Below are 13,343 nucleotides of genomic sequence, written 5' to 3'. Positions count from 1 at the left end.
CGCGCTACAAGTCGCGTCGCGAAGTGGGGATGAGATGGCTACCTATACCGATATTGCGCGGCGTGTTTACAACCACACCTGGAAGCTCGATCCGATCATCCGCAGTCTCCTCGACACGGATTTTTACAAGCTCCTCATGCTGCAAATGATCTGGGGGCTCTATCCCAAGGTCGACGCCACCTTCTCGCTGATCAACCGCACCAAGTCCGTGCGTCTCGCCGAAGAAATCGACATCGACGAGTTGCGCGCCCAGCTCGACCATTGCCGCACGCTCAAGGTCTCGAAAAAAGAGATGATCTGGCTGGCGGGTAACACGTTTTATGGCAGCAAGCAGATTTTCCAGCCGGGCTTTTTGCGCTGGCTCGAAAATTTCCAGCTCCCCGAATATAGGCTCGAAAAACGCGACGGCCAGTTCGTGCTCGAATTTCCCGGCCTCTGGGTCGAAACCTCCATGTGGGAAATCCCGGCCCTTGCCATCATCAACGAGTTGCGCAGCCGCGCCGCGATGAAAAGCTACGGCCCCTTCACCCTCGACGTGCTCTATGCCCGCGCCAAGGCCAAAATGTGGGAGAAAGTGGAACGCCTGCAAAAGCTGCCGGACCTCAAAATCTCCGATTTCGGCACCCGCCGCCGCCACTCCTTCCTCTGGCAGCGCTGGTGCGTCGAAGCGCTGAAAGAAGGGATCGGGGAAAATTTCACCGGCACCTCCAATGTCAAACTCGCCATGGATACCGACCTCGAGGCGCTCGGCACCAATGCCCATGAGCTGCCCATGGTGCTGGCGGCCCTGGCGCGTTCGGATGAGGAACTGCGCGAGGCCCCCTATCGCGTGTTGCAGGACTGGAAGAGCTATTATGGCGGCAACCTGCTGATCGTCCTCCCCGATGCCTTCGGCACCGATGCCTTCCTTCGCGATGCGCCCGATTGGGTCGCCGACTGGACCGGTTTTCGTCCCGATAGCGCCCCCGCCATCGAAGGGGGCGAGCGCATCATCAAATTCTGGGAAAGCCGCGGCCGCGACCCCAGGGAAAAGCTGCTGATTTTTTCAGACGGGCTCGACGTCGATATGATCGAAGAGGCCTATCTCCATTTCGACGGGCGTGTGCGCATGAGCTTTGGCTGGGGCACCAATCTCACCAATGATTTCGAAGGCTGCTCGCCCGAGGACAATCGCGGCCTTGAACCGATTTCGATCGTCGCAAAAGTCAGCGAAGCCAATGGCCGGCCGGCGGTGAAACTGTCGGATAATCCGGCCAAGGCAACCGGCGAAATCAGCGAAATCGAGCGCTATATCCGCGTCTTCGGCGATGCCGGCCGCGTAGAGCACGCCGTCCGCGTCTGACCCTTTAAAACAATCGCTGTGAACAAACCCGCTTGTGGAGAAACCATAAGCGGGCCGGCGCATTAATGCCTCATGAACCAACTAGGGCCAGTTTCGGCACGGGGGCTCCCATGGAGCCGAATATGAGTCTTGAACTAATCGACATTGCTCTTTTCGAGCGCCACGACCACCCGCGGCTGGCCAATCGGGTGACGGGCAAGGTCAAAGCTGTGCTGACGGAAACCATCGACGGCCGCGAACAGCGGCACGAATTGCTCATCCCCGCCTGGATCGAGCGCGAGGATGGCATGGACGAGGGCGACATCGACCTCGCCCTCATGGTCAAGGCGGCGAAAATTGTGGGACGCCTGAAGGCGCGGCTGGCGACCTAGTCGCTGCGCCGCGCCGTCTTGGCGATGGTCTGCAAAAACATGCGGTCGGCGGGCGACAGGCCCATTGGAATATAGGCTGGCGCCGGGGCAACAGTGCCGGCGGCGCGGTGGCGATAGGCGGGCGCGGTCGCAAAATGCCGCGCCTGGGCCGAAATCGCGGCCACCCTCTGCCGCTTCTCGCTGCGCACGAAGCTGTAGATCGTGACAAAAGCGATCAACACGATAGCGATAATTTGCCAATCCATGTCGGCCTCCTTGAACCGGGCCAACATAGCTAATGAAGCGTTAATTCCGAAGCGGGACCCGCCGTTAAGCCTAATGCCTAAACTTGCGTGGATACCGGCAACGGCAGGTTGCGATTGAGCGCCACGAGCATGGCGCGCACATCCTTCTCCGCGGCCCGGGTAATGGCCTTGCGATCGCCGCCATGGACCAGCACCTGCGGCGTGCCGAAGGCAACCGTTACCTCTTTTCTCGGCCCGCCGAGAATTTCGGCAATATTCTGTTTGATCGACTTCGATTTGATCCAGGCAACCAGCGAGCGCTCATTGCGGCTGATGGGCAGACCCTCGAGTTTTGTGTAAGCCACGGTCAGCGGCTGGATATTCACTTCCGTTGCCCCTGCCGCCTCCATGGCGTGCTGGGCGGCGCCCACCAGCGCCGAGCGGAACGGCAGGACATGCGTGCCGATATCGGACTGCCCCTCAGCAAACAGCACCACGGGGCTGCCGCTCGCCATATGCTTGCCCATGGCTTCGGCTGTGCGACCGGTGCCCGAGCGGCGCGTGCGATCGACATAGATGGTCTTTTGCAGGCGCGCCAGGGCGCTGACCACCGGCCACTTGCCGATTTCGCTCTTGGCGACGAAGGCAACCGGGGTCACCGAGCCGATGGCGACGATATCGGTCCAGGAAATGTGGTTGGAGGTTAGCAGCGTCGGCCGACCGGTCGCCGGCGCGCCGATCACCGTCACCCGAATGCCAAGGAACAGACAGGCCATTTTGTGAAACAGCGGCGGCACGATGGTCCAGAACGGCAGTTTCAGTGCCACGATCACCGCCTGCGCCGGCAGGACCACCAGCATGAAGGGCACGAAAAGGAAGACGAAAAACAGGCTGCGGCGGATCATTTGTCCGGATTTTCCTTGCTGCCCGCCTGGTCGCTGAGCGGCACGGCATAGAGTTCGAGACGGTGATCGACCAGCCGGTATCCCAGGCGCTTGGCGATCACTTCCTGGATGGCTTCGATTTCCTCGTTGCGGAATTCGATGACTTTTCCCGAGCGGATATCGATCAGGTGGTCGTGATGCTCGTCGGGAATGAGTTCGAACCGGGCCCGGCCGTCCTTGAAATCGTGCTTGGTGACGAGCCCGGCTTCCTCGAAGAGATTGACGGTGCGGTAGACGGTCGAAAGGGAAATGCGCGGGTCGATGGCCGAAGCGCGGCGATAAAGCTCTTCGACATCGGGGTGGTCCGAGCTTTCCTCGATCACTCTTGCGATAACCCGGCGCTGGTCGGTCATGCGCATGCCGCGCGCCACGCAGGCTTCTTCCAGGGTCGGATCGGACGGCGCCTTGCTCAAGCCATGTCTCCTTGCCTGACCGGTTTCGGCATCGGGTTACCCAAGATCGCGCGTCATGACAAGCGCGGTGGCGGCGCTGCCATCGGCCTTGGCATAATAGCCTTTTCGCGACGAAACCGTCGAGAAGCCGAGTTTTTCGTAGAGTTTTATCGCCGGCCGGTTCTGTTCGTCGACTTCGAGAAACATTTTTCGCGCCGGCGACATCATCAGGTCGGCAAAGACCGCGTCGAGCAGCGCCCGGCCGACCCCCTTGCCGCGCCATTTGGGATCGACGGCAATGGTCAGAAGTTCGCTTTCATCGGCGACGAGCCGGATCAGGGCAAAGCCGGCAATGCGGCGCCTGGCGTCGCAGGCGACATAGGTGGGCGTCGCCCTATCGTCGAGAAAGCCGAGAAAATCGGCCACCGGCCAGCCGCGGAAAAACCCCTGCGCATGCAATTGCGCCAGACGCTGCGCGTCTTTTACCTCGGCCGGTTCGATGTGCAGCCCATGGGGGGCCATCCAGAGCTTATCCATCACACCCGCCTCGGAATTTTCGCCGCGTCCTGGGGTTTTGCGTCGGCATCGCGGATATAGGCAGCATGCGGGGGATAGAGAAGGGGATCGACCGATCCGGCAAAGCGCACCATGGCTGCAAGGTCGACAAAGGGGGATTCGATCAGCGTCGCGCCCGGCACCACGCGGCCGCGCGCCTCTTCGATGGGCAGCAGCATGGGTTCGGTTCCAGCCACGCCCGGCGCGGAAAAAGCCTGAAAATAAGCCTCGCCCCGGCGCGCATCGAGCAACACTGTCACCGGCCCCGACGCAGCGCCGAGCGACAAGGCAAGGAGGCTCGGAATACCGACTACCGGCAGTTTTCGTGCCAGCCCCAGCCCGCGGGCAGCAGAAAGGCCAATACGCAGGCCGGTAAACGAACCGGGACCGGTGGTGACGGCAATACGCTCGACATCGGCATGGGTAAGACCATTGCGCGCCAGCAGCGCCGCCAGGCGGTCGAACAGAATTTCGGCATGCCCCGTCGCAATGTCATCGACGCTGACATCGGTCACACCATCGGCGCGCAACACAGCCAATTGCAGGCGCGGCGCGGCGGTATCGATGGCGAGGGTGATGGGGAACTGGGACATTTGCGAAACTAGCCCTCATCCCGACTGAATTCGCATGCGCGAATTCTGGGACCCTGTGGGGCACCTTCTTCCGCAAGGAGCGAAGGAGGGCTCAGTGGTTGCCGCTGACGCTGGCGCCTACCCTCGCCCCTTGCGGGAGAGGGTGGCTTTTCGCGTTCAGCGAAAAGCCGGGTGAGGGGTCTGCGATGCCTCATTGGCACTCCTAGCCCCGCATCTGCTCCAAGTCCACTGCCTTGACGCCCCCCGCCCTCGGGGCGACCTTGCCGGCATGTGCCGTGATTCGCGTCTGCCCCAAACATGATCCAGCCCGTCACCTGGCTGGCCGAAACCACCATGCTCAGCCATGGCTGGCGGCGCTTTGGCATTCTGCTTATTGCCGGCGCCGTTGCCGGCCTCTCGGTTCCGCCCTTCTTCATCTTGCCCGCGCTCTTTGTCGCCATGCCCATCTGGGTCTGGGCGCTCGATGGGGCCGAGCGCAAGCGCGGCTGGTGGCGTAAAATATTCGGGCCGGCCTTTACCATCGGATTTGCCTTTGGCTGGGGCTATTTCCTTGTCGCCTTCCATTGGCTCGGCGCTGCCTTTTTCGTCGATGGCGGCTGGATGCTGGCCCTCATGCCCTTCGCCATCGCGGCGCTCGCCGCTTTGATCGCGCTCTTCTGGGGTCTGGCCAGCGCTCTCGCCCATCTCTTCTGGAGCCATGGCGCCGCCCGCATCGTCACGCTGTCCTCATTTCTGGCGCTGGCCGAATTTGCCCGTGGCCATGTTCTCACCGGTTTCCCCTTCGATCTCCTCGGTTATGCGCTGACCGGCACCGACGAATTGATGCAGCTGGCCTCGGTGATCGGGGTCTATGGCCTTACCTTTCTCGCGCCGCTCCTGGCCATGACGCCAGCCCTGATCTGGCCGGCCGACGATCGCCCAATGAGCCGGCGGCTGTTTCCATTCTTCCTCGCCCTGGCCGTCATTGCCGGGCAGTTGGCCTATGGCTGGAACCGCCTTTCCGGCACCGTCGCGACCGAGCGTCAGGACGTCTCCGTCCGCCTTGTCCAGCCCATGGTCTATGAGCATGCCGATTTCGGCAATGTCGATCCGGTGGCGCTGATCGACCGGCTGCTGATGCTCTCGGACATGCGCATGGACCCGACCGATCAGGGTCTGGCCGATATCACCCATCTCGTCTGGCCCGAATCGAGCGTGCCCTTCTTTCTCGATACCTATCCCGATGCCCTCGCCCGCATCGCCCGCATGCTGCCGGAAAATGCCACGCTGCTCGCCGGCGTGCCGCGGCAGATTTTCGGGCTCGATGGCGAAAAGCCGCAGGGCCCGCCCTATAATTCGCTTGTCGCCATCAATACCGATGGCGAAATCATCGCCAGCTACGACAAGTCCCACCTCGTCCCCTTCGGCGAATACCTGCCGTTCCAGGAGCTTTTCTCCCGCATCGGCATCAAGCAGTTCGTGCCGGGCGCCGATGGCTGGTCGCATGGCGACGCGCGGCGCCGATTGATGGAATTGCCGGGCACGCCGGCTTTCCTCGCCGTCATCTGCTACGAAGTGCTGTTCTCGGGCGATCTCGGCGACACCGCCAAGGCCCAGTTCATCCTCAATGTCACCAATGACGCCTGGTTCGATGGCTCGATCGGCCCGGCCCAGCATGCCCATCACGCCCGCCTCCGCGCCGTTGAAGAAGGCATGAGCCTCCTCCGCGCCGCCAATACCGGCCTTACCTTTGCCACCGACCCGCTGGGCCGGATCACCGCGCAACTGGTGCCCGGTCAGATGGCCGCGCTCGATGTGCGCCCGCACCAGCGGCTGACGCCGACCATCTTCGCCCAACTCCGGCACTATCCGTTCGCGATCGCCATCATCGCCGGAATTCTGATCGGCTTCGTCGCTTCCCGCCGGGGGCGCCGGCGACTGCCCGAGTAGCCCTCAAAAAAAAGCCCCGGACATGCCGGGGCCTCTTCGCAAACGACAGGGTCGGCTTTACCAGCCCTGACGGCCGTACCAATCATCGACATCCTTACGAACGTCGTCCTTGGCCTTGCCGTAGCGCTCCTGGATCTTGCCTTCGAGCTGTTCGCGTTTGCCGTTGATCTCCGTCAGATCGTCGTCAGTGAGTTTGCCCCACTGTTCCTTGACCTTGCCGGATGCCTGTTTCCAGTTACCTTCAACGCGGTTCCAGTCCATTTGAAGCTCCTTTGGTTATAAAGGGCTAACCCCCAAGGGCCGGATGCGGTTCCGTTTTGTGATCAGGCTCGCGCGCCTGTGAGCGGGCGCCGGCCCAAAAACACGAAAGCCCCGGACCGGAGGTCACGGGACTTTTCGCATCGAGAAATTGGTGCCCAGAAAAGGACTGGCGACCTTTGTAGCGATCGCTAGTTTTTTCAATGACTTATAGGCGCTGCTGCACCGGTGGTGTACCGCGATTTTGTACCAATGTGAACCCCTAGTACGGCCGCCGCTACATCATGCTCGCCATCTATTTAGCGAAAGTCCAAGAACTCGAGCTGCGTGCAGAGCCTTCCTAAATCGGCGGTGGGCTCACCGTAGCGGTCAGCAACCGCGCCAGAGGCGTACCACCCTTTTCCCTCAAAAGCTCAGGAGCCCGGTGGCCAACGTGTCTGCATCCTTTTGAAATAAATTGTCTTCAGGTAGACACTCGCTCCCGCAGAAGGACCCGGATGATAAGAAGCGCAATACATAATGGTGCGCTAGGATGAGCTTCCTGTGAAACGAATGCCCGGTTCTCCCCCCCGCTTATCGATCCATTCTGATAGATTTGACTGTACTTGAGCTAGAAAATCCGCCTTTTCGTCATGATGGGGGGGATCAAAGCCATCGCCGTCGAAAAGGTCTCGGATAAGGGTGCGAACCTGATCTTTTAGAGCCGCGTCGCCGCTCACACGTGCAAATGCAGCATACGGTTTGTCCTTACCCAACTCCTCCTCACCTAGGAAACGTTCAAAATCGGGGACACTCCACCTGTGCCGTACGGTCAGCCCTGATTTACGACACTCAATCACCTCGTCGCGAATCTTGGAATTTATTGTCCACATGCCGTTTGCTGATCCGTCACTTCGGTAGGGCCAATCTACATCGTGCACAATTCCGAAACTTGTTTTGAAGTGGCGCAGCACTTTGATGAGCGGAACCAAGATGGCTTTGCCACGAGCCCGTATTATGCTGATCTTACTGGCAAGATCATGTTGAGACTTCACGATCGCAGATATAAATGCCGCGTGTTCCGTGTCGCCCTCGACGAGTATGGGATAGCTACCAAAGAATACCTCCGAGAAACCTATGTCTGTAAGTTGGAGCGCTTGAAGGTTTGCCCTCTCCTCCTGCGAGAAGGTCACTTCGTCAGACACGTAGAGCCGTGGCGAAAATGACTTTCCGTCTTCAGATCGCTCCAATCTGGCGATAGTAGTGTGATCTGCCAAAGGGTTAATGAAATAGGGCGAGTGGGTTGTAAGCAGAACTTGCCAATCTTCATGTTTCGCTAGCGCGTACAAATGTGCTTGTGCCGCCCTCGCCGCCATTGGGTGTAAGGCATTTTCAGGTTCGTCAATTAGAAGGATGTAGCCAGGTAACGCGGGGTCGGATGCGTCTTCAGGGATTGGTCCGCCCTCCTTCAGTGCAGCGATTTGCTGTTGTAGTAGGAGAACCTTGTCCGGATCCTTTTCTTTTCTTTTCAGCAACTCCTTAAGGAGTGACTCTCGCCGCTCTGTCTCTCGGCTCATTTCGTTGTGAACTTGAAGCATCGCCCAGAATAGGGCTCGTCTGGCGCCTGTGCCCTGCTGGCTGACCTTAGACGGACCGGCGGGTTCTTCAATCCGCAACCCCGAACCTTGTTTGAGAAGCGCCTCCAGCTTCAGCTCCGGTGAGGGCATTTCGACATGGAGTTTCACTCCAAGGCCGGGGAAAACGCCTTGAAAACCCGTTTTTACTTTATCAGAGATGCTGTTGAGGCGCTCTTGATGGGGAACAATCAGCTGGTTGACAGTCTTCGCTAACGTAGCTTTATCCTTGTGAAGCTGTGATTGTGTATCGATCTCTTGAGCTTTCAGTTCTTTTACAAAAGGACCCAGCGCTAGCGTTAAGAGAATATCTTCAGTGGTGATCGCGTCGTCGAGTGATTTAATGCGCATCGGCCTGGGAAGGCGAGACTTGAAAACGTTGTCAGCCCCTCCCGCCTTGCCGTCTTCAGCCCATGCATTCTCGGACGGGTCCCAGGTTTGTCTCTCAGTTTTGCCCCCTAAAGCTGGCCATAGCCATCGACTACGAACTAGTCGGAGGCTCCCAGCGGTCTTTTTCCATTTTTCGTCCACATTCCCCATTCCATCCGGAATATGGACATCCAAAACGACTTCCGATGCGTCCTCTTGGGGTGCCCAGTTACATCTGTCTAAAGAATAGCTGAAGCTTCCGGGGTCAAAGGCCAGCTCGTAGGCCCGTAAGATCGTTGTCTTGCCTGAATTGTTTGCACCCACGAGGCACAACACGTCATTAAGTTTAACAGTGATTCCCTCGGAGCCAATACAACCTATGTTCCTAACGGAAATGCTAGTTAATTTTGAGCGCACTAGTCCCTCCTCGACTATATTGCGGACACATTGATATGGTGCACCTGTTCAATCGTCTAGCTCCCTGCCGCCCTCATTTTGCAGCTACTTGCTAAAGACAATGCCACGGCAAGCGTGAAGCCGCAGCAGCCGATGACATTGCCGAATGCGACTCCCGAGACACGAGCCGGAGAATCTAAGGTGGACGTCCAGCGCCAGCCGTCTAACGGACTCGTCAAATTAGTTTATTGAGCCAATCCTAGCCGCTCAAGCAGCGACTTTGAGTTCTAACGGTGATGAGGCTTCCAAGAGAAACTCCCCCCGGTGTCGTCGCTTAACGATTTAAATTCAGACCGTGGATTCTCACGGTTGGACAAATCGGATAGCCTGCCCTCGCACCAGAGACATCGATAGGGGCACACCTTGCAGCGGCCAAAATTAAGAAGCGTTGACCTATTTGCTGGTGCCGGGGGCCTATCCTTGGGACTCAGTCAATCAGGTTTCACGACCCAAGTGGCAGTTGAGCAAGACAAGTGGGCCGCTGAAACTTTCTCCGCAAATTTCCCTGATGCATCAGTTATTTGCGATGACATCGAGCACATTAGCGAAGAACAAATCAAGGCATTGTGCGCTGGTGCTTCAGACCTCATCGCCGGTGGGCCTCCTTGTCAGGGGTTTTCGCACAGCAACATCGTTAATAGAGACCCCAAAGATCCGAGAAACTCTCTCTTCCTTCAATTCCTCAGGTGGGTAGACATTATCCGCCCAAAATTCTTTCTGATTGAAAATGTAGTTGGTCTTCTCTCAGCGAAAACAGCGGAAGGCCGCTATGTCATCGATGTTATGCAGGATGCCATATCGGACATTAGTTACGTCGCTGATTGGCGTATTCTGCAAGCGTCAGACTTTGGGGTACCACAAAGTAGGCAACGGCTGTTCATTGTGGGAGCCAGCTCTTCCACGCGGCTACGGAAGTTTGAATGGCCGAAGCCTATGCCAGTACGCGCTCCCACTCTTTGGGAGGCCATCTCCGATCTTTCAGAAATGGGCGGCCAATATCTCACGTCAGCAAGTAGCGACTATCAGCGACGAATGAGGGACAACTCGCTCGATTCAAGGCCTACAGCGCATGAGCCCATGCGCCACACGTCGAGAATCATTGAGCGATTCCGTGAGATTGGGTACGGGCAGAGCGAAGCGACTGTGCCACTCCATCTGCAACCCGTTCGGCGCGGTGGCGAGGGGCTTGGCTCGGCGTTCTCGCAAAACAGTAGGCGTCAACATCCAGACCGTCCTTGCAGCACGATCGTAGCTTCCTCACACAGCAACTTTATCCATCCGTACTATCATCGGAATTTTACGGTGCGGGAATTGATGCGGATCCAATCTTTCCCAGACTCTTTTGAAGTCCGAGGAAAAAGAGCGGTCCTTTCAAAGCGACTGTCCATCAAGAAGGGTCTTTTTGATGATGTTTATCTGGATCAGCGAATGCAGATAGGGAACGCGGTGCCGCCCTTGTTAGCCGCAGCGTTGGGAGAGAGCATTTCGCAAGCGTTGATTTCTACCGTCGAGATTAGCAGTGCAGCTTAGATCTATAGATTTGTTTGCTGGCTGTGGCGGTCTATCGCTTGGATTAGGGCGTGCCGGTTTCCAGACCGTTGTTGCGAGCGAACTGGACCAATGGGCCGCCGCTACTTATTCCGCCAATTTTCCTGATGTGGACCTGAAACAAGGAGATGTCGCGGAAATTGACCCGAGCTTTTGGAAAGGCCATCGGGGCCAGATAGATCTCGTAGCTGGCGGACCGCCGTGCCAAGGCTATTCTGTTGCCGGACGCCGACAGTTTGGCGAGATTCCAGGCACCAACAGTTTGGTGGACGCCTTTATTGATGTGGTGGAGCTAGTCAGGCCAAGAGCGGTGCTACTTGAAAACGTGGCGGGGTTCCGCACTGCTCATATACGTCCGGGTGTAAAAGCACTCCCACACACTATCGCTCGGCTTGAGGATTTGGGCTACTACGTTCAGTATAAGATTTTGCAAGCTGCCGATTTTGGCGTACCGTCCCTTAGAAGCAGGTTGTTCCTGATTGCAACCGCTTCTGCTTTACAGATGGATCCTTTTGAACACATTGCCGGGCTTGCCCATGCACGGGTGTCAACGCTAGAGGCAATCGGTGATCTGCCGCAGATTGCGGCTGGAGAAGGTAAGGACGATCAGGTCGATTATGATCGACTACCTACCACTGATTATCAGGTTTCGATGCGCGTCGGCAGCTCCGCGGTTACCAACCACGTGGCAATGAAACATACGCCAAGGCTCATCGAGCGATTTAGGGGCATCGCCCCCGGAGGGTCCAGTTACAGACTGAGCGCTGAAAAGGTCACAGTATATAAATCGAATAATCAGCGCTTGATTGGCGAGGAGCCAAGTCTCTGCATAACAGCCAATTTTCAGTCTAGTTACATTCACCCAATCATGGACCGCAATCTAACGGCTCGCGAAGCAGCACGGCTGATGTCATTCCCGGACAGCTTTAAATTCAAGGGAAAGCGGACTTTAATGAGTCGTAATTTCTTGAAGAAATATGGACGAGAGCATGAGGCTGGCCTAAGTCAGTACAACCAGATTGGTAACTCTGTTCCCCCAAAGTTGGCGGAGTGTTTGGGTAGAGCCATTAACGAAGCTCTTAAACACCCTAGCAGTGCAAGCGACTGCGCCGCATGACCATTGATCCGAAATTTCTTGGCCATGCGAGCAATATCGCCCATAAGCGGCGACGTGCTTCAACAGACGCCCAGCACGCCGTTGTAGACCACGTAAATCAGCAGTACGAGCAACTATTAAGTGCGCTGTCTTGGGCCAAACCGGAGACAGGTTGGCTGGAAGCCCCGGTCGCGGCTCTCAATGCTTACACTGACACGATCAAAGCTATCGAGAAGTCCGACAAATTTTTTAACTGGCGGGGCGATTTTGCCTCGTCGTTACTTCCTGAGTTCCTGTTTCGAGTGGTGCTCGCGCGACTGGAAGGGCTGGACGTTCTACCGCTTTTCTCGCGAAAGGATTCAATCGTCGACATCACTCTGAATAGCTACAGGGAGGGTGGCTGGACCGTTCGTAAGAAGAATCAGGATTTGTGCATAGGCCTTCGCACAGACACGATAGTCGACGAGAAATTATCCCGTACGTTTGTTGTTCCCTTGATAGCTATTGAAGCAAAAACAAACATAGACATCAATAAACTTAATGGGTTGGACTTTTCAGCTGATCGGCTAAAAAGAACATTTCCGGCTGCAAAATATTATCTTGTCACAGAGACTCTCGATTTCTCACTCAGTAAAAATTATTCTGGATCGATCGATGAGATATTTGTTCTAAGGAAACAGATGAGGTCGGTGTCGCGTCGCACTAAAGCGCCATACTGCTCCGACGTGTTTGAAGAGTTTGCCGAAGACGTAGCTCATTGCATGTTGCGGGCTGATGTTTCTGGGGGGCACGTCTATGATCGCCTAAAGGGCGGGAAGTTGATCAATGTCTGAGCCACAAGCCTACACACATGGTGCGCGTCTGGCTCGGAAGGCAGCAGTTGATCCGCAACTCAACGATGCCTTGCGCCTGTATAACATCTGGAAGCAAGAATCTCTTTCGATCAAAGGACGAAACACTTCGGAAATTGCCGCACTTACTGACTGTCTGAACGTTTATAAAAATGCTGTGGAGCCAATCTTCGATGGGCGCGCAAATAGTGCACAAGAGGGACTGCAACCTTCAATAATTGAAGAGTTCTTTGGTTATCTGTTCTGTAATATAGATGGCGATGTGGGGGTTGACCTTCTTAGAAGGCCCGCCTCAAGCTTCATCGGGCTTATATTCAACCCTTCAAGCGTGAAAACGCTCGTGTCCTCTCCTGAGTACACCGTCAGGTCAAAAGATCACGATTTCGTACTTGGCGCGTCGCTCGAGATGACGATAGGTGCTGACGGAGCTGGTCCGAGCAAAACCGAGAAAATAATCGTCCCTGCAGTGGCGATCGAGTGCAAACGGTATCTCGAGCGGAACATGCTCGATGAATGCGCGGGCACTGCTGAGCGGATTAAGAAGGCTACTCCCTATTGCCGATACATAGTCGCCGCAGAGTTCCTCAAGATGGATGACGCGTCTCCCGAACTTTCTCAAATCGACGAGATTTTCGTGTTGAGAAGGCAAAAGAACCTGGAACGGCGCGGGGAGCAGCTAAATCCAATATACGCTGATCTGGTAGAGGCAATTTATTTGGATGCTATGAGGCATCTAGAGCGGGTCTGGTGGGATCCCCAAAGTGGTCTTACTTCGGGGCGGGTGTTCAACTTTCCTCGCTGA

General features: G+C 56.7%; 14 protein-coding genes. 7 read left to right on the top strand and 7 right to left on the bottom strand.

Annotated features, from left to right (window positions below):
* Positions 1 to 34: 34 nt before the first annotated feature.
* Positions 35 to 1,342, top strand: coding sequence for a nicotinate phosphoribosyltransferase (gene pncB / locus ASD83_RS15680; protein ID WP_056312662.1), 1,308 nt, complete (start codon positions 35 to 37; stop codon positions 1,340 to 1,342).
* Between the two features lie 122 nt (positions 1,343 to 1,464).
* A complete protein-coding gene (locus ASD83_RS15675) occupies positions 1,465 to 1,713 on the top strand; it encodes a hypothetical protein (protein ID WP_156386011.1) in 249 nt (82 codons plus the stop codon).
* Here the strand turns inward: ASD83_RS15675 and ASD83_RS15670 are convergent.
* The 5 genes from ASD83_RS15670 to tsaB form a co-directional block, all read right to left on the bottom strand.
* On the bottom strand, positions 1,710 to 1,958 hold the full coding sequence (locus ASD83_RS15670; protein ID WP_156386010.1) for a hypothetical protein: 249 nt from the start codon (positions 1,956 to 1,958) through the stop codon (positions 1,710 to 1,712). The genes ASD83_RS15675 and ASD83_RS15670 overlap by 4 nt on opposite strands.
* A gap of 77 nt (positions 1,959 to 2,035) precedes the next feature.
* Positions 2,036 to 2,842, bottom strand: coding sequence for a lysophospholipid acyltransferase family protein (locus ASD83_RS15665; protein ID WP_056312656.1), 807 nt, complete (start codon positions 2,840 to 2,842; stop codon positions 2,036 to 2,038).
* The gene (locus ASD83_RS15660; RefSeq protein ID WP_056313294.1) at positions 2,839 to 3,240 is read right to left on the bottom strand and encodes a Fur family transcriptional regulator; all 402 of its coding nucleotides are present in this window, start codon (positions 3,238 to 3,240) and stop codon (positions 2,839 to 2,841) included. The genes ASD83_RS15665 and ASD83_RS15660 overlap by 4 nt, the downstream gene beginning before the upstream one ends.
* 90 nt (positions 3,241 to 3,330) lie before the next feature.
* Positions 3,331 to 3,810, bottom strand: coding sequence for a ribosomal protein S18-alanine N-acetyltransferase (gene rimI / locus ASD83_RS15655; RefSeq protein WP_056312654.1), 480 nt, complete (start codon positions 3,808 to 3,810; stop codon positions 3,331 to 3,333).
* Entirely contained in the window at positions 3,810 to 4,421 is a 612-nt protein-coding gene (tsaB, locus tag ASD83_RS15650; RefSeq protein ID WP_056312653.1) for a tRNA (adenosine(37)-N6)-threonylcarbamoyltransferase complex dimerization subunit type 1 TsaB, read from the bottom strand. The genes rimI and tsaB overlap by 1 nt, the downstream gene beginning before the upstream one ends.
* 297 nt (positions 4,422 to 4,718) lie before the next feature.
* Between tsaB and lnt the strand changes: the two genes are divergently transcribed.
* On the top strand, positions 4,719 to 6,350 hold the full coding sequence (gene lnt / locus ASD83_RS15645) for an apolipoprotein N-acyltransferase (RefSeq protein ID WP_056312651.1): 1,632 nt from the start codon (positions 4,719 to 4,721) through the stop codon (positions 6,348 to 6,350).
* A 57-nt stretch (positions 6,351 to 6,407) separates the two neighbouring features.
* Here the strand turns inward: lnt and ASD83_RS15640 are convergent, their stop codons facing one another.
* Both ASD83_RS15640 and ASD83_RS15635 read right to left on the bottom strand, forming a co-directional pair.
* Entirely contained in the window at positions 6,408 to 6,611 is a 204-nt protein-coding gene (locus tag ASD83_RS15640) for a CsbD family protein (RefSeq protein ID WP_056312649.1), read from the bottom strand.
* Between the two features lie 524 nt (positions 6,612 to 7,135).
* Positions 7,136 to 9,007 carry an ATP-dependent nuclease gene (locus ASD83_RS15635; RefSeq protein WP_200946522.1) on the bottom strand — a complete coding sequence of 624 codons (1,872 nt, stop codon included), beginning with the start codon at positions 9,005 to 9,007 and terminating at the stop codon, positions 7,136 to 7,138.
* A 402-nt stretch (positions 9,008 to 9,409) separates the two neighbouring features.
* On the opposite strand from ASD83_RS15635, the gene ASD83_RS15630 reads away from it, so the two are divergent.
* Genes ASD83_RS15630 through ASD83_RS15615 form a run of 4 tightly spaced genes read left to right on the top strand, consistent with a single transcriptional unit; the run spans position 9,410 to position 13,343 of the window.
* A complete protein-coding gene (locus ASD83_RS15630; RefSeq protein WP_082561266.1) occupies positions 9,410 to 10,576 on the top strand; it encodes a DNA cytosine methyltransferase in 1,167 nt (388 codons plus the stop codon).
* Positions 10,566 to 11,711, top strand: a complete 1,146-nt coding sequence (locus tag ASD83_RS15625; protein ID WP_056312645.1) for a DNA cytosine methyltransferase — start codon at positions 10,566 to 10,568, stop codon at positions 11,709 to 11,711. Before ASD83_RS15630 ends, ASD83_RS15625 begins: the two co-directional genes overlap by 11 nt.
* A complete protein-coding gene (locus ASD83_RS15620; RefSeq protein ID WP_056312643.1) occupies positions 11,708 to 12,523 on the top strand; it encodes a Bpu10I family restriction endonuclease in 816 nt (271 codons plus the stop codon). Before ASD83_RS15625 ends, ASD83_RS15620 begins: the two co-directional genes overlap by 4 nt.
* Positions 12,516 to 13,343, top strand: a complete 828-nt coding sequence (locus ASD83_RS15615) for a Bpu10I family restriction endonuclease (protein ID WP_056312641.1) — start codon at positions 12,516 to 12,518, stop codon at positions 13,341 to 13,343. Before ASD83_RS15620 ends, ASD83_RS15615 begins: the two co-directional genes overlap by 8 nt.

Source organism: Devosia sp. Root685 (assembly GCF_001427875.1).
Classification (GTDB): Bacteria; Pseudomonadota; Alphaproteobacteria; order Rhizobiales; family Devosiaceae; genus Devosia.
This window is presented reverse-complemented; position numbering and strand designations above follow the sequence as displayed.